The sequence below is a fragment of the Stenotrophomonas sp. TWI169 genome (genome assembly GCF_039674705.1).
Taxonomy (GTDB): Bacteria; Pseudomonadota; Gammaproteobacteria; order Xanthomonadales; family Xanthomonadaceae; genus Stenotrophomonas; species Stenotrophomonas maltophilia_P.
In genome coordinates this window covers 122,736-143,177 of sequence record NZ_JBDJOB010000006.1, presented here as the reverse complement: position 1 = coordinate 143,177, position 20,442 = coordinate 122,736, and the positions used below count along the sequence as shown (strand labels likewise).

Sequence of the window (20,442 nt, the reverse complement as noted above, 5' to 3'; positions counted from 1 at the left end):
CCCGCTGCAATGCGTCAGGTCAGGGGGCCATCACCGGCCCGCCGCAGGCGACGCGGTGCATCGGAAAATCCATGGCCTGTGCCGGATCGTCCTGTGCGATCTCGATACGTGCGTGCAGGCGCTGCCCAGTGATGCGGCGATAGGTGATCCGTTGCGGGAAATCATTGGCCGGATTCTCGAAGACGACCTCGTCGGCCTCCACCCGGACGGCACTAAAATCAGTAGCGTTGCGGCCGGAGGGCAGCGCGGTGAACACCAGCCGCCCATCGTCGTGCTGGCGCAGCTGCATGAACTCGAAACCCACGGTGCGCCCGTCGCGCAGGCTGCGGCTGCTGCCGAACATCGTTCCGCCGGCCACGGTGGACCACTGCTCACCGGCTCCAGGTGGCTGCCCGTCCAGCTGCCAGCAGCCGGAGAGCCAGCCGAGCTGTTCAATGTCTGCGGTTGCAGCGGCGTGCGCATGGGCGGCGAAAAGCAGCAGAGGCAACACGGCGCGGGCGATCCGGTTCGACATCGTGGGCTCCATGCGCGGGACGGTGGCCCCTGTATAGCGCCGCGCAGCGCCGGCGGCCAGCGCCGCACGCAATGACGCCGAATTCGATACGATCTGCGAGTTCCTCCCCCTTCTGCTTGCCCTGGAGTCCGACATGGTGGATCGCCTCGCCGTCCTGCTTGAGCGTTTCGCGGTCACTGCGTCGGTCTTCCACGCCGGTGCACTGTGCGGCATCAACAGCCTGGAAGGGGAGGACGAAGCCGGCCAGCTGCATCTGGTACGGCGTGGACCGGTGCAGGTCAGCCATGGACAACAGACCGTGCAGGTCGAGGTGCCCAGCCTGCTGCTGTACCCGAGGCCGATGCCCCACCGTTTCCAGACCGACCCGCACCTCGGCGCCGACATGGCCTGCGCCAACCTGCATTTCGAAGGCGGCCGGCTCAATCCGATCAGTGCCGCATTGCCTGATTTCATCTGCCTGCCACTGGCGGACCTGCACGGCAGCGATGCGGTGCTGGAAATGCTGTTCGAGGAGGCGTTCGAGCAGCGTTGTGGCCGTGCGGCAATGGTCAATCGTCTGTTCGAGGTGGTGATGATCCAGGTGCTGCGGCAGCTGATGGAAGGCGGGGAGATGCGCGGCGGTCTGTTTGCTGGCCTCGGTCATCCGCGCCTGCGTCTGGCATTGGTCGCGATGCACGAGGCGCCGTCGCAGGCATGGACGCTGGAAGACCTTGCCGACGTCGCAGGAATGTCGCGCAGCGTATTCGCGGCGAGCTTCCGTGAGGCGATGGGCACCACCCCCGGCCAGTACCTGCAGGGCTGGCGCGTAGGCCTGGCGCAGCAGGCCCTGCGCCAGGGCCGACCGCTGAAGCGGATTGCCGACGAGGTGGGCTACGGCAGTGAAGCGGCGCTTTCGCGTGCGTTCAAGGCGCACACCGGGCAATCGCCCCGGCAGTGGCGGGGGCAGGTGCGGACCTCCGCGGCCTGAGCGTTCAGCCCAGCGCGAGGCGGGCCAGCTTCATGCCCACGAACAGGCCGGCCAGTCCCAGTGCGATCGATCCCCCTGCATACAGCGCGGCCAGTCCGTGCTGCCCCCGTTGCAGCAGCAGGCCGATCTCCAGCGAATAGGTGGAGAAGGTGGTGTAGCCGCCCAGGATGCCCGTGGTCAGCAGCAGCCGCAGCTGCGGCGATGCGCCGTTGCGCAGGGCGAAGGCCTCGACGACCGCCCCCATCAGCAGGGCGCCGCTGATGTTGACCAGGAAGGTGGACCAGGGCCATGGACTGCCGACGGCGAACCGCGTGCCGATCAGGTTGCAGGCATGGCGCAGGCAGGCGCCGGCGCCGCCTCCCAGGAAGACCAGGACGTAATTGTTCAGTGCTTGCATGGCGGGCCTCGAGTACGTGTTCGCAGATGCAGAGGCGAACGCGATGGCGGGCACGGCCTGCCATCGACGAACGCCCGGTTCGTCACAGCAGGAGCCATCAGCCATGCCTGGCGGTTATCGGGGGAGCCCCATCCCCATCGGTCCCCATGCTACCAGCGCCGACCCGGTCAGGGCAGGGAGGTCATCACCACGCGGGCCACCCTGCTGCGGCTGACGCCATCCATCAACAGTTCGAATGCCAGCAGATCCAGTGCCGCGTGGCGCCGGTGGTCGATCTCCAGGCCCTTCTCGGCGACCAGCACGCTCACCAGTTCATAGGCATCCTGCCAGACATCCAGGTGCGCTTCGCTGGGCATGTAATAGCTGGTGCGTTCGCCGACGCCCCGCCCATGGATGCCGTACAGCAGTTCGCGTGCATCCAGCTTGGCTGCGTCGGCGATCCGGAACAGCTGTTCGGCCTTCACATGTGAGGGGCTGACGTGGTCGTTGAGCCAGTTGCTGATGGTCGCCGTCGTTGAAGCGGCGGCGCGGGCCAGATCGGCCGGGCGTGGGTGCCCGGCTTTCTTCATGGCAATGGCGAGTCGTTGGCCGAGAGTATTCATCTATGCAAGCCAGCTTAACGCGTGGAAGCGAAAGAATCCTTGCCGCAAGAATAAGTCTGGTTAACGACAGGACCGACCATGACCGATTTCTGGAGCAAACGGCAGGTGCGCACGCGCCTGGGATTCCAGACCGACGCCGAGCTGGCGCAGTTCTTTGGCATAACGCGATCCGCTGTGTCGCAATGGCCCCAGGAAGCGCCCATTCCTCCATTGCGACAGTTCATCCTCCACCAGCGCCATCCCGACCTGTTCCCTTGGGCTGAGGCCTCTGAAGACGAATCAAGCTAGGTTGCGTCTGCAAATGTCGTATTTAGCACGCTTTGCGGTATGTGTTAAGCATGCTTATCAATATAGGGAAAATTGATTGAAACCCGCGTTGCGATTGATCGCGCCACGAAGCTGCCCTGGCGACGGAGGCACCACGGCGTCGGGATCGGCCCCTTCTTTTGCCTGTGCCGATCACAGACCGTTATGTGAACGATTAATAATTTCAATCGAAAAAGTCGCCGCATGTAATTGACCTGTCGTGAAATCTGTGACTAATTGAGGTCAACCGGTCGTGAAGCCCGGGAGTCTTTCAGCACGCAAGTGAGTCGGTAGTCCGTCAACGATGCAGGACAAGTCCAACGGAGGTCGTATGGAATACGGCATGCATGGCTTGGCTGAACGGGTACGCCGCGAACTGGAAGCCAGCTATCACAAACACGGATGCGGCCCTGCCTTCTGGGACACGTACCAGCAGGTGCTGGACCGGCTTGTCCCGCAGGGGACCGAGCGCACGGAAGTGACCAATGAAATGGCGCTGATCATCGAGCAGCTCGGAATCGTACGGCGTGCCCAGCTGGTGCCTCCGCACGCCAACGGGTCGCGCTGATTCAGAGCAGGTGCCAGGCGCCAGCGCTCAGCAGCACCAGCAGCAACGATGCCAGAACCACGGTCCGCGGTCGCCACCCGCGCCGCGGCTGCCCTGCCATCGTCTGCGGGCTGCAGTAGCGGATCAGTCCCGGACCGAAACCGGCCCGGGACTGTTGCTGCTCGCAGGCATCCAGGCAGGCGCCGCACGCCAGGCAGTCGGCCTGCGGGCCCTGGCGGATGTCGAGCTGCATCGGGCAGGCGTGGAGACAGGCCGCGCAATCGGTGCAGTCGCCGAGGCGGTCGGCGCTGAAGGTCGGCATGGGGCCGGCCAGCCATGGGTGCGCGGCGCGGAACACGTAGTCCTGCGCGGAGGTCGGATCGAGCAGGCCGCGACCGCGGCCGATCACGCCGCCAAGGCCAGCGGGCCGGGGCCCGCGGGGTTCGCCGCGGCGCGCGTCATACAGCATCCGGGGGGTCTGGGGGTCGACCAGCAATGGCTGCGCGCGCGCGAAGGGGCACAGCGAACGGCAGACCTGCTCCCGCAGGAAGCCGGCGTTGCCCCATGTGGCTGCCGCGTAGAACAGCACCCAGAAGGTTTCCCAGCCACTCCAGCCGCCCTGGACACTGGCGGTGACGAGGCCGGTGATCGGGCTGAACAATCCCACGAAGGTGATGCCGGTCCATAGCGACAGCAGTAACCATGCGGCCTGCGTGGCAGGACGCGCCAGGGCGCGTGGCAGGCGTTGGGCAAGAAAGCTGTCGATCAGGCTGAAGGCGTAGCTCCACACCGTCTGCGGGCAGGCATGGCCACACCAGATGCGGCCGGCGAGGTGGGTCAACAGCGCCAGTGCCATCGCCAGCGCCAGCAGCAGGCCCAGCAGCAGGCCAACGTCGTCGGGCCACAGGGTCCAGCCGAACAGGTCGAAGCGACGTGCGTCCAGGTCCAGCAGCAGCGCCTGGCGGCCGTCCCAGCGCAACCAGGGCAGCCCAAGGAAGCCAACCAGCACACCGAGCCGCAGTGCGCCACGCCATCGCCACGGTGGGGAAGGGGGCCGTAGTGCGTTCATCCCAGAGGCAGCTCATCATCTGCGTCTGCCGGCATCGGCCGCAGCAGATATCCGGTGATCGCGCTGGACAGCGCCGTCACCGCCCAGAACATGAAGAAGCCGACCGTGTAGCCGAGTTCGCGACTGATCGCCGTGCCCGGAAAACTGATGGCCTGAAGGCGCAACGGGTCGACGAAAGCGAAGAACACCACGCTGGCCAGCCCGGCGGCGATGAAACTGGGCCAGAGGATGGCGCCCCAATGCTGGATCAGGCGCTGACGCGGGGACGAAGTGGGTGTATTCATGCGGTCGCGGGTCGGGAAGGGGGCGGCGCGTATACTCCGCCATGGCTGGCGCAGCATCCGCAGGGCATGTTTCCTGCTGGCATGTCAGCCTAGGCGCGCCCACGCGCGCCGACATTGATCTGGATCAACGGCGGTGCCGGCCGGTTGGCGCACTCTGCCGGCAATCGCCTGGTGCCTCTGATGAACGCTACGCCATCACTCGTCCCGCCTGTCGCGTCGCCCGCGCTGTGTACCGAAGAGGACGTGACCCGTCTGGTCCACGACTTCTATGCACGCGTGCGTGAGGAGGAGCGTCTGGGCCCCGTGTTCGACGCGCATGTGCACGATTGGCCTGGGCATCTGGCGCAACTGGTGGATTTCTGGTCCGCGATGCTCAGGGGAACGCGTCGCTTCAAGGGATCGCCCATGTCCAAGCACATGGCCATCGCCCTGGACAAGGATCTGTTCGACCGCTGGCTCGCGCTGTTCCGGCGCACCACCGCCGAATGCGGCAATCCACCGATGCAGGCGCTGGCCGATGATGTGGCCGCGCGCATTGCGGAAACGTTCTGGCGCCGGTACCAGATGTTGCGCTGGCCGCAGGTGGCGCTGCCGGTGCTGGGCGTTCCTGCGCGCGATTGATCTGGGTCAAGGCGGCACTGACTGTCCGGCGCGATGCTGGCGGCATGGACACGTTCTCTCCCGCTGCCGGCGGCCTGGCCTGGACCTTCGACCCCGATCTGCTGCGCCGGCATGACCGGCCCGGACCGCGCTACACCTCGTATCCGACCGCTCCGCACTTCCACGATGGTTTCGGCGCGCCCGCACTGCGCCAGGCGATCGCGGACAGCGACGTGCTGGCGCGCGCGCTGTCGCTGTACGTGCATGTCCCGTTCTGCTCCAGCCCGTGCTTCTACTGCGGCTGCAACCGGGTGATCACCCGTGATCGAAGCCGTGGCCACAGCTACGTCTCACGGGTCCTGGCCGAGGCCGATCTGCTGGCGCCGCAGTTCCAGAAGGGCCGTGAGGTGATCCAGCTGCACCTGGGGGGCGGAACGCCGAACTTCCTGGATGCCGAGGCGATGACCACGCTGATCGACGGCCTTCGCCGGCGTTTTGACTTCAGCTGCTCGGCCGAGCGCGATTTTTCGATCGAGCTTGATCCACGCTTCATCGAAACGCGTGACGTGGCGATGCTGGCACGGCTGGGCTTCAATCGCGCCAGCCTGGGCGTGCAGGACTTCGATCCCTCGGTCCAGACGTCGATCAACCGTGTGCAGGGTGTTCAGCAGACCCTGGACATCCTGCGTGCCTGTCGTGACAGCGGCATGCGCTCGGTCAACGTGGATCTCATCTACGGGCTGCCAGGACAAAGCCAGGAAGGATTCGGCCGCACCCTCGAGCAGGTGCTGGCGCTGCGGCCGGACCGGCTGGCGGTGTATGGCTACGCGCATCTTCCGCATCTGTTCCGCGCGCAGCGGCAGATCGACGAGCGCGCGCTGCCCTCCCCGGAAGACAAGCTTGCGTTGCTGGGACTTGCCGTGCAGCAGCTGTCGGCAGCGGGCTATCAGTACATCGGCATGGATCATTTCGCGCTGCCGGAAGAGGATCTTTCGCGCGCCCAGCGCGCTGGCCAGCTGCATCGCAACTTCATGGGCTACACCACCCATGCCGATACCGACCTGCTGGGCCTCGGCGTCAGCGCGATCAGTCATATCGGTGCGACCTACAGCCAGAACCCACGCGACCTGCCGTCGTGGGAGAGTGCGGTCGATCAGGGCCAGCTGCCCGTCTGGCGTGGCGTGGCGCTCAGCGCCGACGATCAGCTGCGCGCAGACCTGATCCAGCAGCTGATGTGCCAGGGAGAGGTCGATGGACGCGCGCTCGGCGATCGCCACGGCATCGTGTTCGACGACTACTTCGCCGAGGACCTGTGCGCCGTGCAACGGCTGCAGGACGATGGCCTGGTGGAGTATCGCGATGGCGTGGTCCGTGCCAGCGAACGCGGCCGGCCGCTTCTGCGCCTGCTGGCGATGTGCTTCGATCCCCATCTGCGTGCAGCGCACGAGCAGCCGCGCTATTCGCGCGCGATCTGAAGTGGTTGGGAGGTTCACGCCACTGCGTGTCGCATTCTGCCCGAAAGCCCTGGTGCCCGGAGCCGGAATCGAACCGGCATGACCTTGCGGTCGGCGGATTTTAAGTCCGCACAGAATTCCTTGTGCTGCAAGGGTTTTGGGGTGATTTCCGCTCCGCAATGCGTGTAATCCAGTCGGCTTGAAAGCCTTGGCGCACAAGCGTCTCTATTCCGTTGCGGAGCGGAATTTCAGCGCGTCGGCGTGGACTTGTGACCGCGGCGCTTACGCGTGTAGTGCTCGGTCATCGACACCGTGGTGTGGCCCAGCTGCTGCTGTGCCTTGCGGATATCGCCTGACGACTCGGCCTTGTCGGTCGCCGCCTTCGCGCGCAGGTCGCGGAACTGGACGCCCTCAATCCCGGCAATCTCGCAGGCCTTCGCCCAGCGCCTGGACATGCTGGTCACGCTGACCGCTTCGCCGCGCTCGCTGACGATGAGCAGGGTGTTGCGCACGGCGTGGCCAGCCTTGCGTGCGCGCAGCCGCTCCAGCAGCACCGCCAGCTCGCCCTCGACTGTGATGCGCAGCTTTGCCTTTGTCTTCCCCTGTCGGATGTTGATGACCCCATCTCGCACATCCATCTCGGTCAGCGACAGCACGTCGGCCGGTCGCTGGCCGATCAGGTAGGCAAGATCCATTGCGTCCTGCACGACCACGTCGGCGGCCGCACGGATCGCCTGGTACTGGTCGTCCTCGATGTAGACGTCACGCCCGGTTTCCTTGAAGCCCTTGATGCCGGCGCAGGGGTTGGGCAGGGAGGTGTAGCCCTTGTCGCGGGCGAAGTTCCAGATGTGCGAGAGCAGCGCCTTCTCGCGGTTGGCGCGCACCATGCCCTTGCCGCCCTTCGTGCGCCAGGTGAGATACTGCCGAACCGTCACAGGCTGGATGGCATCCAGCGGCGCCGGCGGGTCGTCGAAGTATTCCAGCAGCTTGGCCAGCTCATGGCCGTTGTCGATCTGGGTCCGGGGAGCCTTGCGGATGATGACCTCCTTTCTGTACGCATCGGTCACGTGGCGGAAGGTAATGACCGCCACGGCCTGGGCCTCGCGGGTGCCCTCCAGCTCGGCCCACTTCTTGATTGCCAGCGCGTAGTTGCTGCCCAGCGGCAGCTCCTTGCGCGGCTTCCCGCCCAGGTCGTAGTAGTAGTGCACCACGCCCGACTTCTGCTTGCGCGGCCGGAATCGCGGAATCGCGCCCGGTTTGTTCGGCTTGCGCCCCATCGTCATGCCACCTTGTTCGATTGCCAGCCAGCGACGGGCGTGACCTTCTCGGTCTCCACGTCGTCGCCCCCTTCGAGCGCGGCCCACAGCACGCGCGGCCACCCGTCCAAGCCCTTGTAGTGCGGAATCCCGTTCAGCACCAGGAACGCAAGCTGACGATCCTTGTACGGGGTGTCGCACAGTTCCCGCATCGTTTCCCGGGACAGGCACAGCGCCCCCGCGCCCGGGGCGGCCTTGTTCTTCTTGGCCATAGCTTTCTCCTTCAGTTTGCAGCCAGAGCCGCGCGCTGGTTCTTGGGTTTGCGATCGTCCAGGCCGAGCTGGAACTGCAGGACGTTGTCGGCTCCAGCAGCCACTGCAGCCGGGCGCGCGCTGCGTGCCGGCCGGTTGAGCCGGCGCCATGCGGCAATGGCTGCGTCGGGATCAGCATGCTTGCTGGTCGACCTGCAGGCACACTCGATCAGGTGACCACCCCCTGCTGACGCGCAGCGCTTGTCGTGGATGTGGCGCGCCCGATGGCCTGCGGCGCAGTACGGCAACCCTTCCGGGTGGCTGATATGTTCCTGGGTCATGGCTTCTTGCACTCCTCGATGTGGGCCTGCAGCTTTTCCAGAAGGAAGGCCGCTTGCGATGCACGGTGGCGGCGGTCGTAGACGTTGAGATTGGCCGGCGCATCCCTGAGCCACTGCAGTGGCTGGATCAGCCAGGCGGGGTCGAATGGGAGCAGGGTGCGCGGGTCAACCGGCTTGTCGGGCGGGAAGCAGTCCGGGCCAGCCCAGTCCTCACTCTCGCCGCAGCGGACGCATACGCGCCGCTCGAAGTGGTGGATCTTCTCGGGCTGGATTACGCGTGGGGTTTCCCACAGAGCGCGCACGACCCAGCCGCGCTTCGCGGCGTGATAGAAGTGCTCAGGGGTGGCAGTCACCCAGCACCCGGGCCCCACGTCGTTCTGGTTGCGGTACTCCCAGCGCACGGGAGGTTGCGAGTACAGCTCCTGCAGGAGGGTGTCGCTCCACTCGCGAACCTTGTCGGCAGAGATTGGCGCGCCGGAGGCGCCCAGGCGGCGCATGGTGGTGACGACCGCTGCGACAGGCGACGATGCTTTGGTGGCCTCGACAACGGTGGCCGGGGAAGCGGGCAGTGGTGCGATCATGCTGTAATCCTTCAGTTCGTGGCCAGCGCAGCGCGCAGCTGCACGTCTGGATCCGGGTAGCAATCCATGTAGGCGCCGATCACTTCGGCCGCGACCTGCGGGACGATGGCATTGCCGCCGGCGCGCAACTTACCCACTCGGGCGGGAACCCCATGAGCCAGAAGACGAATGCTGGGTTCAAAGCGCCGGGCTTTTCCGTCGTGTCCGATGAGCCATCCCGCCCCGTCCCAATGGGAGCGTGCTGCACGTAATCCGGCAGCACTGCCATTCCATGCCCTTGCGCCTTCTTCTCCGCGACGTACTCCGGGGAATGCGCTGGCATGTGATCCCTGGCGCAAGGCGTCGGCCACAATGCCGCCACCTGGTCCGCCAGCCCAACTTGGGGGTCGGATGGCTTCCGGCCTTCTAGCTTCACCACGTTCGACTTCGCATCCACCACATGGGCGTTTGGCGTTCTCCACAGTGCATGAGGGGTGTTCTGAGCGATCCAGTACACCTGCCTCGGGACAAGATCTAGACGGCTCGCACCATCCTTGCGCGGCGCGAACGACATGCCCGGGCTGTCCTTCCAGTCCCGTGTTGTCGGTGTGGGCCACAAACCAGAGCCGATCCCTTCGGTGGGGCGCGTCGACCGCCCGGCAGGCGTAGTCCTCTGCTTCCAGGTCAGCAGACACTCCGTCGAGCCAGTTCTTGCCAACCGCCGCCGCAACCTGTTCTCCCATGACGACAGCGGGCCGTCGGGCACGGATGAGGCGAAGGAAGTGGGGCCACAGGTGCCGATCGTCATCCTGGGCTTTTCCTTTACCCGCGACGGAGAACGGCTGGCACGGTGCGCTGCCTGTCCACAGCTCGCGGTCGTCGGGCCACCCAGCAAGTCGAGCTGCAAGGGACCAGCCGGCGATGCCGGCGAAGAAGTGGCATTGCCGGTATCCGGCGAGGTCTGAGGGTTGAACATCGGTGATGCTCCTGGTGTCGACGTGGCCGGGCGGGATCAGCCCGGCATCGATGAGGTTGCGGATCCACTGTGCTGCGTAGGGATCCCATTCGCTGTAGTAGTTCACGCTGCGCACCTCGGCCAGCACCAGCGCAGCCCTGCGCGCGCGGCGCGGTAGCCCTGCAGCTCGATCCAGAGGGCGCCCAGCACCAGCAGGACCCCGACCAGGGCGAGCAGGTGGACCGTTGCAGCGGTGAGCAGCTGGTCAGCCATGGGCCAGTTCCTCCGCGCGATCCTTGTCTGCGGTGGCGAAGAGCTTTCGGCAGGCTGGCGCATTGCACCTATCGGCAGGAGGGATAGACGCTGCGGCGAACGGCTGGTGGACAACAGGGATGTAGCTGCTGCATGCGGCAGTACCGTCTGCACGGATCGCGTGGAACTTCAGGTTCGACCTGCCCTGTTGAACCAGTCCGCAGCGGATGGTGGGCCGGCTCATTTGCCCACCACCTGGTTGTCGATCAGTCGCTTTCCAGCTGCACGGATTGCCGCTCCAACGTCGATGGTTTCGCCCACCGCGTCGTAGGCGCAGCCGTCCCACTGCTGGGCGATCTGCTCGATGATCTGCCCCAGGTCAACGGCCTGCGCGGGCGGGGCGGCGTAGAGGGCGTGGATCGTCGGAAGTGGCCCGACATTGCAGGTACGCAGGAACGCTTCGGCATGATCCCCCTTCATCACGCGCGGGAACGTCCGGTCGCCTTCCCGACGAATCTCTACCCACATGGATTCCCCCACCAGCTGGAGGGCGGCGAGGGCGGCACGCGCGTAGTCCTGCATCTGCGAAGCGGTGTAAAGGTTGTTCTGCAAGCCCGTCTTGCTGACCGGGTAATTCGGGTACGGCAAAGCGGGCAGCGCATCCCCCTGACCACCCGGGGAGGGATGGGCGGAGAGGGCGGCCACAGCCGCACGCGCCGCTGCACGCCGGGCGATCCCACCGAACGGTAGACCCACAGCGCCTGCGGAATAGGCATTGGCCAGGATGGCGTCGATCTCTGGCCAAGGCCCATCTGCCACCTGCACCTCGCTGCCGTGGCTCCCGCCCACCAGCAGCGCCGGCCCATCCCCGCGCAGCTCGCGCACGCGGTTGGCTACGTCCATCTTGCTCATGCCCGGCTGACCGAAGAGCGCTTCGGCGATCTGTGCGTCGAGGCGATCATGGGCGCCGTCTGCCAGTTCGTGATTCATGCTCGTGTGTCCTTGCTGTTGTTGGAGCGAGCGCCGCGCGCTCTGGCTTCGAGTTCTTCGGCCTTGCCGATGTAGTAGGCGTGCCGTTCCAGTCGGATCGATTCGGGGAACTGGTAGTGTTTGAGCGACTCTTCCGCCTGCGCTCGCCACGCCACCGCCTCGCGCGCTGCCCGCAGGGCAGGGTCGTCATCGAAAATGTCCATCTGGACCGGCACGGCCATGGGTCAGTGCTTGTCCACGGCGCGGTGGCGGCTGTAGCCGACGCTTTCGATTGGGATTCCGGCCCAGGTCAGGCTAGCGGCGGTGATCGGCTCGGGCTTGGCGTCGCGCCACTTCTCCTTCGAACCAGCCTTGCGGCGTTCCTGCCATGCGGCCTTGGCCTGGTCGCGGTGCGGTTTCTGCATGCGGGCGAGGATCCGACGCAGGCAGTGTTTGAAGTCGCTGGCCTGCAGCACGATGCGGGCTGGTGTGGCCTTTCGCGCCAACTGGTAGCCCTCGACGTAGGAGGCCAGCTGTTCGCGTACCAGTTCGACTTTCGGCGTTTCCCCGGAGGGCTTCTTGGGGAACTCGGGTTCTTTGGAGAAATCGACAACGACGGTGCTGGTCATGGCGGATCTCGGATAGGGAATGGGTTGCCGGCTGGTGGACCCCGGCCGGGGTCCCTGCGCTACAGAGGGCGAGCGCAGGGCAGGGGCTCAGTGCAGGTCGTCGGTGACCGGGTGGCGGTTCCGCTGCGCTTCGCGCCGCCGCCGCTCTGCGGCTCGCTCGCGGTCGGCGCGCATCAGGGGCCACACGCGTTTCGTGTCCTCGAACCCGCGCCAGGCGAAGAAGCCGATACCGATGGAGGCGCCGAGGGCGAAGCTGTCGGCACCGGTGCGCAGGGCGCACACGAGCAGGGCGAGCAGGAGGCCGACGACGACGGCGCAGAAGAAGGGCAGGATGAGGTGGCGCATTACTCGGTCTCCGGTTCGGCGACGGGTTCGGCCGGCGCGGGCGCCGGGCCGACAGGCGGGGTGATGGGCGGGATGCCGACGGCCATGGCGGCGAAGAAGTCGTTGTCGGTCACGGCTGGCCGCCTTTAACGCGAACGCTCGGCTTGCCAGCGACTTCGACGGACGGGTAGAACACGCGGTACTTCCCGGTTTTCAGGTTCTTCGTGCGCACATTGATCGAAGCCCACGGCCTGCCGTTGACGCCCATGTGCAGGTGGACAGTGGTGCTAACGATCAACGCCTCCCGTTCGACCGGTGGGTGGCCATAGCGCTGTGAGCGAACGATGCAGCGCGCACCTGGCGGGTATGCGTCCCAGCCGGCGTCAAACGCATCCATTGCCGCGCCTTCCAGCGTCGAGAGATGAGTGTCCAGAGCCGGGTGATCCTCGCGGTACTGACGGCTCATGCGGCACCGCCTTTGACGCGGGCGAGAGCTTTTGCGGCGCGTCGTTCGGCCCTCCTGATGGCCGATTCCAGAATGGTCGAGGGGAATGCACGCATCCGCGCCAGCAGGTCGTGAAAGACGGCGTCTGCCTCGATCAGTTCGGCGACTGCTGACAGAGTGGCGGCGTCCTGGTTATCCGGCCCCCACTTCTTCGTTGCCTCCCTCGCGTTGTAGCGAAGGACAGCCAGCACATCGACAGGGGCGCTCATGCCGCACCGCCTTTCACGCGCATCTGGCGCATGGCGGCCGCGAGCTGGTCGACCATTTCGCTGACGGCGCGCGCGGCGCTGTAGCGGCCGCTGACGAAGTCCCTGCGGGCGATGGCGGCGGCAGAGTCGGCGTTGTGCTGGTGGTAGCCGAGGCGGAGGGCGGCGAGGCGCACGGCGTCGGCCACGGCCTTGGCGCGCGCGCGCTGGGTTGGGAACTGGAGGATGATGGCGCTCACGCGGCCACCGCCTGCTGGAGAGCCAGCGGCTTGGAGCGGGCGATGGTGGCGACTTCGGTCGCGCCTTCGTCGATCGCGTCGGCGCAGACGGCCAGGTGTTCGGCCAGGTCACGCGCTTCGGCCGAGGTCAGGCTCATCAGGGCTTCATTGCCGACCTTGACGACAACGGTCCCGGCGGCAGGCCGCGCTTCGGCGCGGGCGGTGCCGCGGCTGGTGATGGTGAGTGCGGCCATGGGTCAGCACCCCTGCCCGAAGAGGCGCTGGCCGTAGCCAACGCCCGCGCCGAGGGCGAGGGCGCCGAGCGCATAGATGCTGAGGATGAATGCCCACATGGGCTGTTTGCGGCGCTGCATGGATCTCCTCCTGCCATCACCCCGGGGCGGGGTTTCATACTTGGCGTTGAGGAAATTAGCGTAAAGCTATCCATCGCGCAATAGCGCGAAGCTAATGTCAGCGTTACATCATGAACGAACCTGATTCCGTTCAGGTACGAAGCTCGGTCACTGTGCTTTCGCACTTCAAGAATCGACGAGTCGCTCGCTTAAACTCTTCAGACGTGGCCGGACGCGGCGAGTTCCTGCCGTAGGGGCGTGGGCAACACTAGGTAGCGTCCGCCCCAGGGTGCGGGGGACGCTGTCACCGTTTGATGCACTTTCCCGCTAAAGTTACGGGTCAGAAGGAGATGATCACTTGAATTGGGACAAGCCAGCATCAGTGGCAATGCTCGTTGCCATCATGGGCGCATTCGGCGTCTATGCGTTCAACGCGTATCACCAGCGTTCGGCGTATAAGGCTGGCGTGCCCGTGTGCGTCAGCGACGCGGAATGCGAGGCGGCTCGGATGGCTGCGCGGTCGTGGGTGCTCGCGAATAGCCCTTTCGATATTGAGTATGAATCCGCTTCAACCATCCGAACGAAGCGAGAAGATCCTCAAGAATTCGTGAGCAAAAGGATGGCGATCGAAGTGAATTTCGAACGCGCGCCGCATGGTCAACGGATTACGTTTGTAGGACGCTGCAACTACCTGTATGGATGTGACCAATGGGTGCGCGGCGCTGAGTTCAACGATGCTATTTCACGAGCTATCGAAGCGGCGGCAAAATGAATGGTCCCGGTGCTTCCTTCACAACGAAGCACCGGACGTTGAAGGTCTCTCCGCTCCGGAGCGTTAGAACTTTCGAAGCCCCGCGTGGATAAGGGCCTTGCCGAGGATGGAGATCTCATCCGGATCTGGCTTGTAGGCAGGGAAGTCGGTGTTCACGCTCACAACGTAGAGACCGTCACCACGCTTCTGTAGCATCTTGATCTGCGTTTCGCCGCCCACGTTGATCAGGTAGTAGTCATCGCCGTCGAAGTAGTTGCACGTGGTGTCGATCCAGACAATATCGCCGTCCTCGAGCTTTGGCCGCATCGAGGGACCTCGCCCCGTGATGATCTTGATGCGGCCAGGCCGCGGCAGGTATCCCAGTTTCCGGCGGACCTCCCATTCGGCCACCTCGATGGTCTTCACCACTTCCGGGTAGTCCTGGTTCACCATCCCAACGCCCATCCCTGCACCCCCTTCGAACAGTTCGAAGCGAACGTATCCCGGGGGCGTCTCATTAGTTGGGACGGTGGACGCTTCGATGCCATCCGACTGATGGTCGGTATCGATCCAGCCATTGGGCAGGCTGAGAGCTTCCTCGATCGCGCGGGCCGTAGCCCCTGACATCACACGAGGCTTTCCCGTCTTCGAGTTCTTCGAGGCGTTCACCCACTGGCTGATCTGGGCTGGATTCTTGACGCCAGCGGCCTCGCCGAACGGGCGCTGGCCTCCATGACGGGCGATGAGAGTGCGCAGGTTCTCCCTGCGTATTTCGTCTACTGGGCGCATAGATGTATTGAAAAGCCGAAGGCTAATTTCGCCAACTAGCCGGAGGCTATTGCGCAACGGATAGCTTTAGGCTAATTTGCGGGTCATGGACATGACCGCTCTCGACAAAGCTGTTTCCGTGGCCGGCAGCCAACTCGCGCTCGCCAGCCTCCTGGGCATCAAGGCACCGTCCGTTTTCGGCTGGTACGCCCGTAAGCAAGTGCCGGCTGAGCGCTGCATTGCCATCGAGATGGCAACGGGCGTCTCGCGGCATGAACTCCGGCCCGACGTGTTCGGTCCTGGCGCTGCTGTTCAGCGGCTGGAGCAGCCGCAGCCGACGGTGGCCGAACAGATCCGCAGCGAGGTGGACACCCGGATGAGCAAGCGCGCGCTGCGCGCGAAGCTCGGCCTGCAGTCCGACAAGCAGCTGGCCAAGGTGCTGGGCCTGCCCCTGGAGCAGGTCGAGGGCTGGCCGGAGGAGGGCGTCTTGCCGGCGCTGCCGCAGATCCAGCGCCTGCTGGGCGTCCAGGAAGCGCCGCAGGCGCCGAGCGCACCGCAGGACCCGGACGAGAACCGAATCATCCCCGTGGAGGCTGCCTGATATGCGCTCTTTGCCCGATAAGTGGAATCCGCGCCTGTGGCTGCGGAACTGGATCAATCGTCCGTCGCTGGAAGAACTGGAAGCGCGTGCCCGTGGTGAGCGCGCTTCCCGGGAGTTCTTCGAAGAACTCTCGAAGAACTCCCGGGCCGAAGTGGTTACCCGTAGATGAGGTTCTTGACCGACTCGGTGAGCAGTTCGCGTTGCCGGTCGTCTGCGGCGAATGCGCTCAGGCGCTTCAACTCCGCCTTTGCCGTCGCAATGAACTCGTCGTCGTGATTCAGCCGGGTGGCCAGAGCCGTAACGACCACCTTCAGTGCCAGAACGTCCGTGTGCAGTTCCTTGATATCGATCATGTCGCCCTCCCTGCGGGCTGTTCGTGTGGAAACGCCAGCGTAGCGCAAGGAGGGCGACGCCCGTCGTCCGTGAGTTGTTGATCTCCATGGCGCACATGATGCGCCGCCGCAATTCTCTGAAAAACCTTGAAACACCAGTCATCCCAAGGTGACCCATGACTTGCCGAACCTCCTCATTGAACTGGCTGGACGTGCTCTACAACTCCGTGCGCAAGACGCCCGGCGGTGTGGCCGACGCGGCTGCCTACCTGGCCGACCGCCGCGGCAAGTCGATGCACCCGGAGACGCTGCGCGCGAAGCTGCGCGGCCTGGAGGGCGAATCGCTGACGATCGAACACGCCGAACTGCTGACCGAGTGGATGCAGGAGAAGGCGGGCGGCTGCGAGTACGCACTAGAGTGGATGCAGGCGCTGGCCGGCCAGTTCGGCATGGCCGTCGACGCGGTTCCGCCGCCGCCGGAGGGTGGCTGGTCGGATGAGATCGGCGCCATCCAGACGAAGCTGCTGGAGATCACTTCTCGCGTTGGCCGTCTGTCGGGGACTGCCGTCGAGGCGATGCTGGACCGCCGGATCGATAGCGACGAAGCCGAGCTGATGGTGAGCGAGGTGCGGGCTCTGCGCACGATGGCGCACCGGTTGGAGCGGAACGTCGCTCGCGCGGCCTCGAAGGGTCGGAAGGGGAGGGGCCGCTGATGTCTAACCCCGGTCCAATTCGAGCCAGTTACGCGACAAACGAAGCGTTCTCTGTCCTCATCATCGACAGCCTCTTCCTCGAGGCTAGCCAATGAACACCCCTGCTCGCTCCACCGATATCGAGACCAGCCACGCCGCCGCTGCATACGTGGTAAGGAGCGGCCTGCAGGCCGCCCAGCAGGACCAGGCTGCCGGCGCGGTCACTGCCCATCCTGGCATGACCAGCAACGAGCTGTCTCAGGCCACGAGCCTTGACCGCTACATGCTCGCCCGCCGCTTGCCGGAGCTGATGAAAGAGGGGCGCGTCTGGCGCGGCCCGAACAAGCCGTGCTCGGTCAGTGGCCGCACTGCGTGCACCTGGTGGCCGGTGGCTCCGGGTCAGAACCTTCAGCTGGCGGTATGAGATGAGCTTCGAAGCGTTCGCCTGGGCCGCACGTCAGAAGGTGACCAGCACCCAGAAGCTGGTGCTGCTGATGTTGGCCGAGCGCCACAACAAGGACACGGGGCATTGCCGACCGAGCCACGACAAGCTGGCTGAGGACTGCGGGCTTTCCCGACGTTCGGTGATTGACCAGATCCAGAAGCTGGCCGAGGCCGGTTACATCACGATCCTGGCGCGAGCCAACGGCAACGTGCGGCTGGCGAATCAGTACCTGCTCAACTTCCACTTTGGCGTGCAAGCCCAGCCGAAGGAGCCAGAGAACGACCCCTATCTGGTGGTGAAGGACGTTCACCACGGGGTAGTGAAGGACGTTCCTCCGGTGGTGAACGAGGTGCACCAGGGTAGTGCACCAGCTGCACACGAACCAGGAATAGAACCAGGAAAGGAACCTAAGAAGCAAAAGCGGCGCGCAAGCGCGTCTGCCGCCAGCGCCGCGCCGCTGGACTTCACCACCTGGCCGTCCGAGCCGTCGCCGCAGGTTCTGGCCGACTGGCTGCACCACCGTCGGACCTGCCGCGCGTCGGTGACCCCGACGGTGCTGGCCAACTTCGGCCGCGAACTGCATCGGGCAGCCGCCATGGGGTTCACCGTCGACGACTGCCTCAGCAAGTGCTGCACCCGCGGCTGGCGAGGCTTCGAGGCGTCTTGGCTTCAACGCGATCTGTCGACCACAACCCGCAACTCCGGAGCAACCCATGCAAGCCCTCAACACGGTTCTGCCGACCGCACCGAGCAGCTCGAGCAGCAGTTCTACGCCCAACGCGGAGACGGTGGCCACGGTGGCGGCGCTGGGTTCGGGTCAGGCGATGTTGTCGACGCCGAGTTCGCTGTCGTCGGCTGAGCCGTTGAGCGAGCAGCAGTCGGCCTACCTGTGGGAGTTCTGGAAGCAGATGACGGCCATGTTCCCGGGGAAGTGGGAGCGCGAGAACGGCGCGGCGCCGTTCAAGAAGGACGGCAGCCTGACCATCGCCGCTGGTACGTGGTTCCAGGTGTTGAAGGGCCGCAGCCGGGCACAGCACGCGCGTGGCATGGCCTGCTGCCTGACCGAGGGCCGCGAGTGGCCGCCTAACCCGCCGAGGTTCCTGACGATGTGTCTGGACATTCCGGTCATGGCGGCCGTGGAGCGGGAGATGGCGCCGGGCCGGCCGCAGAGCGGCTTCACCGTGCTGGTGCGTTCGCTGCTGGACCTGCACGTCTACGCATCGGCCGACCACGGATCGCAGCAGCGGCGGATGCTGGAGGAGGCCTACACGCGCGCTGTGCAGCACGTCGTGGATGGCAAGCCGGTGCCGGAACCGGTGCTGGCTATCGAGCAGGAGAAGCACGGCGTGCGGCCGGTGCGTGATCGGGAATCGGCGCGCGCTGCGATGGAGCGAGCGGCGGCTGAGCTGGACTTCGATGGTGACTGAAGCGGAGTTGGCCCAGGCCGAGCAGGCCGGCCGCTGGGCGCGGTGCGCCTGCCGCGGCCGGGAGTCAGCGCCACGGTACGAGATGGGGATCGATGGCCTGACGCGGCGGCGCCGCTGGCAGACCGGGTGGGACAAGCAGGATCAAGAACTGAGCGCGGCACGCCGCGGCACGACGAGGAACAAACGCTGATGGACTTTTCCAACTACAGCACGCGCAGCAGGTTCGCCAAGGAGATCAACGCCGGTTACTCGGCGCGGCTCAACGGCCTGCGCCTGAGCGACAACCCGCACCTGGTCTGGCATGACCAGCCGGAGGGCGGTCTTGCCAAGCAGATCGGCCACTTCACCGAGAAGGCCGAGGCATGGCAGCACGGCTGGCGCCTGGCCGACCAAGGCGAGAAGGGAGCGCGCTGATGTGGTCGAACGCACCGCCGCCGACGAAGGCCGAGGCTGCACGCATCGAACTGGCGAAGACCGGGCCGTGCATGGCCTGCCTGGCGCTGCAGATGCAGGGGCTGCTGGAGCCGGAGCTGGTGGTTTACGGCTGCGACTACAACCACGCCAAGAACGGGAACGTGCGGCGCGGCCACATGGAGGGCTACGGCCTCTGCAAGTGGCACCACATGCGGCATCCGATGGAGGGAAACACCTTCGCGACGATGCGCCAGATCTACGGCCCGAGCCTGATGGATGGCTCGCGCACCTTCCACGAGACGTACGGTTCCGACGACGAGCTGATCGCGAATCAGACCTACGTGAACGAACTGAGGGCATGACGATGATGGACAGGAGCAAGACATACGCCGGCCGCTCGAGAGCGCTGTTCGAAGCCGATCCCGGCCTGCAGATCACCGGAGTCCAGGTAGCCGACCGTCTGGGCGTGGTGGGCCATGTCGAGCGGGGCAAGGTCCGCCGCACACTGCTGGATCTGGTCGACGCTGGCTACCTGCGCAAGATCGGGGAGGGCAGGACCGGGGTCTATGAGCGCACCGGCGCCGAGATGCGGCGACTGCCAATGAGCCCGGAGCGCCGAAGGGAGCGGGATCGGGAGATCGCCAAGGCGTACAAGGAGCGGCTGCGGGCCGCCGAGTCCGCGGGGCCGCGAGCGCCGGACAAGATGACCATCAACCGCTCGCGTGTGGCGCTCCTGGCGGACCTGGCCCCGGCGAAGCCGTGGGGGAAGGAGAAGGCTGGCCAGCGGCCGGCCGAGACGGTGGAGCAGTTCGTTGCGCGCGGCGGGCAGGTGCAGCGCCTGGCGGCCAGCTGGGAGCGGGCAGCATGAACCCCGAACAGATCGACACCAGCACGACGGCTGGGAAGGCACGGGTACTGCTGGCCATGACCTTGGATGAGCGCGGATACCCCTGCGAGGCAGAGAACGTCCGCGATGGGTCGGACCTGGAGAGCTACGAAGGCGAGCTGCAGGCTATTGGCTGCCTCATTGATTGGGGCCTGATTGCTTCAATCCCCGGCGTATCAGACGGGGGAGAGTGATGGACGCCATCGAGAAGCGGGCGCTTCATTTGCTTTGCGGTGAAATCGACCTCGACCCCGAGGACTACGACGAGGGCGAAAGGATCGAGGCTGGAGAGGCTCTGCGCGCCGTCATCGCCGCCCTCACGCCGCCCGAGGGCTACGTGCTGGTGCAGGAGGCCAAACTGCGCCATCTCCTGAGCGATGCAATCACCTCGGTCGAGTTCATCGCCGGGCGTGGGCAGTCCAAACCCCTGTCGCGTCGTGTCAGCGACCAGGCGTGGGCACTCGTCGAGTCGATTCCCGCGAGAAGGAAGGTGCCGTGATGGCGAGATCTTCGGACCACGTGTGCGAGCAGGCAGGCTGGCCAAGCCCGAACACGCAGAACGCCTCC

37 protein-coding genes and 1 riboswitch are annotated in these 20,442 nt (G+C 65.5%); of the genes, 16 read left to right on the top strand and 21 right to left on the bottom strand.

Features of this window, described 5'->3' with window-relative positions:
• Window positions 1–19 precede the first annotated feature (19 nt).
• Window positions 20–514 carry a DUF6265 family protein gene (locus ABE543_RS07090; protein ID WP_263177899.1) on the bottom strand — a complete coding sequence of 165 codons (495 nt, stop codon included), beginning with the start codon at window positions 512–514 and terminating at the stop codon, window positions 20–22.
• Between the two features lie 133 nt (window positions 515–647).
• On the opposite strand from ABE543_RS07090, the gene ABE543_RS07085 reads away from it, so the two are divergent.
• The gene (locus ABE543_RS07085; protein WP_065175878.1) at window positions 648–1,481 is read left to right on the top strand and encodes an AraC family transcriptional regulator; all 834 of its coding nucleotides are present in this window, start codon (window positions 648–650) and stop codon (window positions 1,479–1,481) included.
• A gap of 4 nt (window positions 1,482–1,485) precedes the next feature.
• On the opposite strand, the gene crcB is transcribed toward ABE543_RS07085, so the two are convergent.
• Window positions 1,486–1,878 carry a fluoride efflux transporter CrcB gene (gene crcB / locus ABE543_RS07080; protein WP_053520303.1) on the bottom strand — a complete coding sequence of 131 codons (393 nt, stop codon included), beginning with the start codon at window positions 1,876–1,878 and terminating at the stop codon, window positions 1,486–1,488.
• An 81-nt stretch (window positions 1,879–1,959) separates the two neighbouring features.
• Window positions 1,960–2,023: riboswitch (Fluoride riboswitch) on the bottom strand.
• 22 nt (window positions 2,024–2,045) lie between these two features.
• Window positions 2,046–2,447, bottom strand: coding sequence for a hypothetical protein (locus ABE543_RS07075; protein WP_053520302.1), 402 nt, complete (start codon window positions 2,445–2,447; stop codon window positions 2,046–2,048).
• A 111-nt stretch (window positions 2,448–2,558) separates the two neighbouring features.
• Between ABE543_RS07075 and ABE543_RS07070 the strand changes: the two genes are divergently transcribed.
• The gene (locus tag ABE543_RS07070; protein WP_053520301.1) at window positions 2,559–2,768 is read left to right on the top strand and encodes a hypothetical protein; all 210 of its coding nucleotides are present in this window, start codon (window positions 2,559–2,561) and stop codon (window positions 2,766–2,768) included.
• 349 nt (window positions 2,769–3,117) lie between these two features.
• A complete protein-coding gene (locus ABE543_RS07065) occupies window positions 3,118–3,354 on the top strand; it encodes a hypothetical protein (protein WP_019337197.1) in 237 nt (78 codons plus the stop codon).
• Between the two features lies 1 nt (window position 3,355).
• Here ABE543_RS07065 and ABE543_RS07060 read toward each other — a convergent pair whose 3' ends face one another.
• Window positions 3,356–4,402: a 4Fe-4S dicluster domain-containing protein gene (locus tag ABE543_RS07060; protein ID WP_263177901.1), complete on the bottom strand. Its 1,047-nt coding sequence runs from the start codon at window positions 4,400–4,402 to the stop codon at window positions 3,356–3,358.
• A complete protein-coding gene (locus ABE543_RS07055; RefSeq protein WP_053520310.1) occupies window positions 4,399–4,686 on the bottom strand; it encodes a hypothetical protein in 288 nt (95 codons plus the stop codon). The genes ABE543_RS07060 and ABE543_RS07055 overlap by 4 nt, the downstream gene beginning before the upstream one ends.
• Before the next feature lie 180 nt (window positions 4,687–4,866).
• Here ABE543_RS07055 and ABE543_RS07050 point away from each other — a divergent pair, with 180 nt between their 5' ends.
• Both ABE543_RS07050 and hemN read left to right on the top strand, forming a co-directional pair.
• Window positions 4,867–5,307 carry a group III truncated hemoglobin gene (locus ABE543_RS07050; protein WP_065175929.1) on the top strand — a complete coding sequence of 147 codons (441 nt, stop codon included), beginning with the start codon at window positions 4,867–4,869 and terminating at the stop codon, window positions 5,305–5,307.
• Between the two features lie 44 nt (window positions 5,308–5,351).
• Window positions 5,352–6,761 (top strand): oxygen-independent coproporphyrinogen III oxidase, encoded by a 1,410-nt coding sequence (gene hemN, locus ABE543_RS07045; protein WP_346475507.1) that lies wholly within the window; start codon window positions 5,352–5,354, stop codon window positions 6,759–6,761.
• A gap of 227 nt (window positions 6,762–6,988) precedes the next feature.
• On the opposite strand, the gene ABE543_RS07040 is transcribed toward hemN, so the two are convergent.
• The 14 genes from ABE543_RS07040 to ABE543_RS06975 all read right to left on the bottom strand — a co-directional run bounded on the left by ABE543_RS07040 (window position 6,989) and on the right by ABE543_RS06975 (window position 13,460).
• Window positions 6,989–8,017, bottom strand: coding sequence for a tyrosine-type recombinase/integrase (locus tag ABE543_RS07040; protein ID WP_346475519.1), 1,029 nt, complete (start codon window positions 8,015–8,017; stop codon window positions 6,989–6,991).
• 2 nt (window positions 8,018–8,019) lie between these two features.
• Window positions 8,020–8,268 (bottom strand): DUF4224 domain-containing protein, encoded by a 249-nt coding sequence (locus tag ABE543_RS07035; RefSeq protein ID WP_277381577.1) that lies wholly within the window; start codon window positions 8,266–8,268, stop codon window positions 8,020–8,022.
• Between the two features lie 11 nt (window positions 8,269–8,279).
• The gene (locus ABE543_RS07030) at window positions 8,280–8,588 is read right to left on the bottom strand and encodes a hypothetical protein (protein ID WP_346475506.1); all 309 of its coding nucleotides are present in this window, start codon (window positions 8,586–8,588) and stop codon (window positions 8,280–8,282) included.
• Window positions 8,585–9,169, bottom strand: coding sequence for a hypothetical protein (locus tag ABE543_RS07025; protein ID WP_346475505.1), 585 nt, complete (start codon window positions 9,167–9,169; stop codon window positions 8,585–8,587). The genes ABE543_RS07030 and ABE543_RS07025 overlap by 4 nt, the downstream gene beginning before the upstream one ends.
• Window positions 9,170–9,180: 11 nt before the next feature.
• Complete coding sequence (locus ABE543_RS07020) at window positions 9,181–10,230, bottom strand: DNA cytosine methyltransferase (protein ID WP_346475504.1); 1,050 nt, start codon at window positions 10,228–10,230, stop codon at window positions 9,181–9,183.
• On the bottom strand, window positions 10,227–10,376 hold the full coding sequence (locus ABE543_RS07015; RefSeq protein ID WP_346475503.1) for a hypothetical protein: 150 nt from the start codon (window positions 10,374–10,376) through the stop codon (window positions 10,227–10,229). Before ABE543_RS07015 ends, ABE543_RS07020 begins: the two co-directional genes overlap by 4 nt.
• Before the next feature lie 219 nt (window positions 10,377–10,595).
• Window positions 10,596–11,345 (bottom strand): hypothetical protein, encoded by a 750-nt coding sequence (locus ABE543_RS07010; protein ID WP_346475502.1) that lies wholly within the window; start codon window positions 11,343–11,345, stop codon window positions 10,596–10,598.
• A complete protein-coding gene (locus ABE543_RS07005; protein ID WP_346475501.1) occupies window positions 11,342–11,566 on the bottom strand; it encodes a hypothetical protein in 225 nt (74 codons plus the stop codon). Before ABE543_RS07005 ends, ABE543_RS07010 begins: the two co-directional genes overlap by 4 nt.
• Window positions 11,567–11,569: 3 nt before the next feature.
• Window positions 11,570–11,953, bottom strand: a complete 384-nt coding sequence (locus tag ABE543_RS07000) for a hypothetical protein (protein WP_346475500.1) — start codon at window positions 11,951–11,953, stop codon at window positions 11,570–11,572.
• 87 nt (window positions 11,954–12,040) lie between these two features.
• Window positions 12,041–12,298, bottom strand: coding sequence for a hypothetical protein (locus ABE543_RS06995; RefSeq protein WP_346475499.1), 258 nt, complete (start codon window positions 12,296–12,298; stop codon window positions 12,041–12,043).
• 109 nt (window positions 12,299–12,407) lie between these two features.
• Window positions 12,408–12,743, bottom strand: a complete 336-nt coding sequence (locus tag ABE543_RS06990; protein ID WP_346475498.1) for a hypothetical protein — start codon at window positions 12,741–12,743, stop codon at window positions 12,408–12,410.
• Entirely contained in the window at window positions 12,740–12,991 is a 252-nt protein-coding gene (locus ABE543_RS06985) for a hypothetical protein (RefSeq protein ID WP_346475497.1), read from the bottom strand. Before ABE543_RS06985 ends, ABE543_RS06990 begins: the two co-directional genes overlap by 4 nt.
• Complete coding sequence (locus tag ABE543_RS06980) at window positions 12,988–13,227, bottom strand: hypothetical protein (RefSeq protein ID WP_346475496.1); 240 nt, start codon at window positions 13,225–13,227, stop codon at window positions 12,988–12,990. The genes ABE543_RS06985 and ABE543_RS06980 overlap by 4 nt, the downstream gene beginning before the upstream one ends.
• Entirely contained in the window at window positions 13,224–13,460 is a 237-nt protein-coding gene (locus ABE543_RS06975) for a hypothetical protein (protein ID WP_346475495.1), read from the bottom strand. The genes ABE543_RS06980 and ABE543_RS06975 overlap by 4 nt, the downstream gene beginning before the upstream one ends.
• A 457-nt stretch (window positions 13,461–13,917) precedes the next feature.
• Here ABE543_RS06975 and ABE543_RS06970 point away from each other — a divergent pair, with 457 nt between their 5' ends.
• A complete protein-coding gene (locus ABE543_RS06970; RefSeq protein ID WP_346475494.1) occupies window positions 13,918–14,331 on the top strand; it encodes a hypothetical protein in 414 nt (137 codons plus the stop codon).
• A gap of 63 nt (window positions 14,332–14,394) precedes the next feature.
• Here the strand turns inward: ABE543_RS06970 and ABE543_RS06965 are convergent, their stop codons facing one another.
• Window positions 14,395–15,099: a S24 family peptidase gene (locus ABE543_RS06965; protein ID WP_346475493.1), complete on the bottom strand. Its 705-nt coding sequence runs from the start codon at window positions 15,097–15,099 to the stop codon at window positions 14,395–14,397.
• A 91-nt stretch (window positions 15,100–15,190) separates the two neighbouring features.
• Here ABE543_RS06965 and ABE543_RS06960 point away from each other — a divergent pair, with 91 nt between their 5' ends.
• Complete coding sequence (locus tag ABE543_RS06960; protein ID WP_346475492.1) at window positions 15,191–15,679, top strand: YdaS family helix-turn-helix protein; 489 nt, start codon at window positions 15,191–15,193, stop codon at window positions 15,677–15,679.
• Window positions 15,680–15,834: 155 nt separating this feature from the next.
• Here ABE543_RS06960 and ABE543_RS06955 read toward each other — a convergent pair whose 3' ends face one another.
• The gene (locus tag ABE543_RS06955) at window positions 15,835–16,032 is read right to left on the bottom strand and encodes a hypothetical protein (protein WP_346475491.1); all 198 of its coding nucleotides are present in this window, start codon (window positions 16,030–16,032) and stop codon (window positions 15,835–15,837) included.
• Between the two features lie 176 nt (window positions 16,033–16,208).
• On the opposite strand from ABE543_RS06955, the gene ABE543_RS06950 reads away from it, so the two are divergent.
• The 9 genes from ABE543_RS06950 (at window position 16,209) to ABE543_RS06910 (ending at window position 20,374) form a co-directional block, all read left to right on the top strand.
• Window positions 16,209–16,724 (top strand): phage regulatory CII family protein, encoded by a 516-nt coding sequence (locus tag ABE543_RS06950; protein ID WP_346475490.1) that lies wholly within the window; start codon window positions 16,209–16,211, stop codon window positions 16,722–16,724.
• A 91-nt stretch (window positions 16,725–16,815) separates the two neighbouring features.
• The gene (locus tag ABE543_RS06945; RefSeq protein WP_346475489.1) at window positions 16,816–17,127 is read left to right on the top strand and encodes a winged helix-turn-helix domain-containing protein; all 312 of its coding nucleotides are present in this window, start codon (window positions 16,816–16,818) and stop codon (window positions 17,125–17,127) included.
• A gap of 1 nt (window position 17,128) precedes the next feature.
• Window positions 17,129–18,007, top strand: coding sequence for a helix-turn-helix domain-containing protein (locus ABE543_RS06940; protein WP_346475488.1), 879 nt, complete (start codon window positions 17,129–17,131; stop codon window positions 18,005–18,007).
• Window positions 17,973–18,575, top strand: a complete 603-nt coding sequence (locus ABE543_RS06935; RefSeq protein ID WP_346475486.1) for a hypothetical protein — start codon at window positions 17,973–17,975, stop codon at window positions 18,573–18,575. The genes ABE543_RS06940 and ABE543_RS06935 overlap by 35 nt, the downstream gene beginning before the upstream one ends.
• Window positions 18,576–18,764: 189 nt before the next feature.
• On the top strand, window positions 18,765–18,989 hold the full coding sequence (locus ABE543_RS06930; RefSeq protein ID WP_164186314.1) for a hypothetical protein: 225 nt from the start codon (window positions 18,765–18,767) through the stop codon (window positions 18,987–18,989).
• Entirely contained in the window at window positions 18,989–19,351 is a 363-nt protein-coding gene (locus ABE543_RS06925; RefSeq protein ID WP_346475485.1) for a Ref family recombination enhancement nuclease, read from the top strand. Before ABE543_RS06930 ends, ABE543_RS06925 begins: the two co-directional genes overlap by 1 nt.
• Entirely contained in the window at window positions 19,348–19,857 is a 510-nt protein-coding gene (locus tag ABE543_RS06920; RefSeq protein WP_346475484.1) for a hypothetical protein, read from the top strand. Before ABE543_RS06925 ends, ABE543_RS06920 begins: the two co-directional genes overlap by 4 nt.
• The gene (locus ABE543_RS06915) at window positions 19,854–20,069 is read left to right on the top strand and encodes a hypothetical protein (RefSeq protein WP_346475483.1); all 216 of its coding nucleotides are present in this window, start codon (window positions 19,854–19,856) and stop codon (window positions 20,067–20,069) included. The genes ABE543_RS06920 and ABE543_RS06915 overlap by 4 nt, the downstream gene beginning before the upstream one ends.
• A complete protein-coding gene (locus tag ABE543_RS06910; protein ID WP_346475482.1) occupies window positions 20,069–20,374 on the top strand; it encodes a hypothetical protein in 306 nt (101 codons plus the stop codon). The genes ABE543_RS06915 and ABE543_RS06910 overlap by 1 nt, the downstream gene beginning before the upstream one ends.
• Window positions 20,375–20,442: the final 68 nt, after the last annotated feature.

Bases quoted from the DNA above. Each gene is read 5' to 3' on its own strand.
- ABE543_RS06935 (WP_346475486.1), top strand. From the start codon at position 17,973: ATGTTGTCGACGCCGAGTTCGCTGTCGTCGGCTGAGCCGTTGAGCGAG.
- ABE543_RS06930 (WP_164186314.1), top strand. From the start codon at position 18,765: ATGGACTTTTCCAACTACAGCACGCGCAGCAGGTTCGCCAAGGAGATC.
- ABE543_RS07005 (WP_346475501.1), bottom strand. From the start codon at position 11,566: ATGGCCGTGCCGGTCCAGATGGACATTTTCGATGACGACCCTGCCCTG.
- ABE543_RS06925 (WP_346475485.1), top strand. From the start codon at position 18,989: ATGTGGTCGAACGCACCGCCGCCGACGAAGGCCGAGGCTGCACGCATC.
- ABE543_RS06995 (WP_346475499.1), bottom strand. From the start codon at position 12,298: ATGCGCCACCTCATCCTGCCCTTCTTCTGCGCCGTCGTCGTCGGCCTC.
- ABE543_RS06910 (WP_346475482.1), top strand. From the start codon at position 20,069: ATGGACGCCATCGAGAAGCGGGCGCTTCATTTGCTTTGCGGTGAAATC.
- ABE543_RS07060 (WP_263177901.1), bottom strand. From the start codon at position 4,402: ATGAACGCACTACGGCCCCCTTCCCCACCGTGGCGATGGCGTGGCGCA.
- ABE543_RS07000 (WP_346475500.1), bottom strand. From the start codon at position 11,953: ATGACCAGCACCGTCGTTGTCGATTTCTCCAAAGAACCCGAGTTCCCC.
- ABE543_RS06960 (WP_346475492.1), top strand. From the start codon at position 15,191: ATGACCGCTCTCGACAAAGCTGTTTCCGTGGCCGGCAGCCAACTCGCG.
- hemN (WP_346475507.1), top strand. From the start codon at position 5,352: ATGGACACGTTCTCTCCCGCTGCCGGCGGCCTGGCCTGGACCTTCGAC.
- ABE543_RS06985 (WP_346475497.1), bottom strand. From the start codon at position 12,991: ATGAGCGCCCCTGTCGATGTGCTGGCTGTCCTTCGCTACAACGCGAGG.
- ABE543_RS06990 (WP_346475498.1), bottom strand. From the start codon at position 12,743: ATGAGCCGTCAGTACCGCGAGGATCACCCGGCTCTGGACACTCATCTC.
- ABE543_RS07050 (WP_065175929.1), top strand. From the start codon at position 4,867: ATGAACGCTACGCCATCACTCGTCCCGCCTGTCGCGTCGCCCGCGCTG.
- ABE543_RS07015 (WP_346475503.1), bottom strand. From the start codon at position 10,376: ATGGCTGACCAGCTGCTCACCGCTGCAACGGTCCACCTGCTCGCCCTG.
- ABE543_RS07040 (WP_346475519.1), bottom strand. From the start codon at position 8,017: ATGGGGCGCAAGCCGAACAAACCGGGCGCGATTCCGCGATTCCGGCCG.
- ABE543_RS07025 (WP_346475505.1), bottom strand. From the start codon at position 9,169: ATGATCGCACCACTGCCCGCTTCCCCGGCCACCGTTGTCGAGGCCACC.
- ABE543_RS07065 (WP_019337197.1), top strand. From the start codon at position 3,118: ATGGAATACGGCATGCATGGCTTGGCTGAACGGGTACGCCGCGAACTG.
- ABE543_RS06975 (WP_346475495.1), bottom strand. From the start codon at position 13,460: ATGGCCGCACTCACCATCACCAGCCGCGGCACCGCCCGCGCCGAAGCG.
- ABE543_RS06965 (WP_346475493.1), bottom strand. From the start codon at position 15,099: ATGCGCCCAGTAGACGAAATACGCAGGGAGAACCTGCGCACTCTCATC.
- ABE543_RS06945 (WP_346475489.1), top strand. From the start codon at position 16,816: ATGAACACCCCTGCTCGCTCCACCGATATCGAGACCAGCCACGCCGCC.
- ABE543_RS06920 (WP_346475484.1), top strand. From the start codon at position 19,348: ATGACGATGATGGACAGGAGCAAGACATACGCCGGCCGCTCGAGAGCG.
- ABE543_RS07090 (WP_263177899.1), bottom strand. From the start codon at position 514: ATGTCGAACCGGATCGCCCGCGCCGTGTTGCCTCTGCTGCTTTTCGCC.
- ABE543_RS07035 (WP_277381577.1), bottom strand. From the start codon at position 8,268: ATGGCCAAGAAGAACAAGGCCGCCCCGGGCGCGGGGGCGCTGTGCCTG.
- ABE543_RS07070 (WP_053520301.1), top strand. From the start codon at position 2,559: ATGACCGATTTCTGGAGCAAACGGCAGGTGCGCACGCGCCTGGGATTC.
- crcB (WP_053520303.1), bottom strand. From the start codon at position 1,878: ATGCAAGCACTGAACAATTACGTCCTGGTCTTCCTGGGAGGCGGCGCC.
- ABE543_RS07085 (WP_065175878.1), top strand. From the start codon at position 648: ATGGTGGATCGCCTCGCCGTCCTGCTTGAGCGTTTCGCGGTCACTGCG.
- ABE543_RS07030 (WP_346475506.1), bottom strand. From the start codon at position 8,588: ATGACCCAGGAACATATCAGCCACCCGGAAGGGTTGCCGTACTGCGCC.
- ABE543_RS06940 (WP_346475488.1), top strand. From the start codon at position 17,129: ATGAGCTTCGAAGCGTTCGCCTGGGCCGCACGTCAGAAGGTGACCAGC.
- ABE543_RS07010 (WP_346475502.1), bottom strand. From the start codon at position 11,345: ATGAATCACGAACTGGCAGACGGCGCCCATGATCGCCTCGACGCACAG.
- ABE543_RS06955 (WP_346475491.1), bottom strand. From the start codon at position 16,032: ATGATCGATATCAAGGAACTGCACACGGACGTTCTGGCACTGAAGGTG.
- ABE543_RS06915 (WP_346475483.1), top strand. From the start codon at position 19,854: ATGAACCCCGAACAGATCGACACCAGCACGACGGCTGGGAAGGCACGG.
- ABE543_RS07055 (WP_053520310.1), bottom strand. From the start codon at position 4,686: ATGAATACACCCACTTCGTCCCCGCGTCAGCGCCTGATCCAGCATTGG.
- ABE543_RS07075 (WP_053520302.1), bottom strand. From the start codon at position 2,447: ATGAAGAAAGCCGGGCACCCACGCCCGGCCGATCTGGCCCGCGCCGCC.